Below are 531 nucleotides of genomic sequence, written 5' to 3'. Positions count from 1 at the left end.
TGCTGGAATATCAAATTTATAGTAGCGTCCAAACTCGAACTTAGTAGTGTCAATGATTTGAGTGTTTTCAGCGTCGCCAAGTGACTTAGTGAAGCCATCTTTCAAGTTAGCCGTAATCACACCGTTAGCGATTGAGATATCGAACTTAGATGTAACATCGGCGCCTGATACTGAATCGTATGCCTTGATGTCTGAAGCATTCACAGTCAACTTAGTTTCATCGAAGTCATCTGTGATACCAACTGTTTGGATGTTATCCTTGTTGTTCGCGTCAAATTGAGTAGTATCCAACCATACTTGGTAGTAAAGTTTAGATCCACGTTCAACTGTCTTAGTATTCAAGTTTTCAGCTTCGTTGTTGGCAGTTGTATCGACATATGGATTGGTGTTTGTTTCACCATATTTATCTGTCAATTCAGAATCGTCATCAACGAGCTTCGTACCTGTGATATCGAATTTTGCTTTAGAAACAACATATTTTTCAGGGTTGAACTTAGGTTCTTCTGGAGGACGAACAGTATTGTTGAATTC

General features: G+C 39.0%; 1 protein-coding gene. It reads right to left on the bottom strand.

What is annotated here, in order from left to right; genetic code table 11:
* Window positions 1–531, bottom strand: a 531-nt coding sequence (locus HMPREF2619_RS08655; protein WP_148130389.1) for an SspB-related isopeptide-forming adhesin, incomplete at both ends; no start/stop codon positions are given.

This window comes from Streptococcus sp. HMSC074B11, assembly GCF_001808705.1.
In the GTDB taxonomy this organism is placed as follows: Bacteria; Bacillota; Bacilli; order Lactobacillales; family Streptococcaceae; genus Streptococcus.
This window is presented reverse-complemented; position numbering and strand designations above follow the sequence as displayed.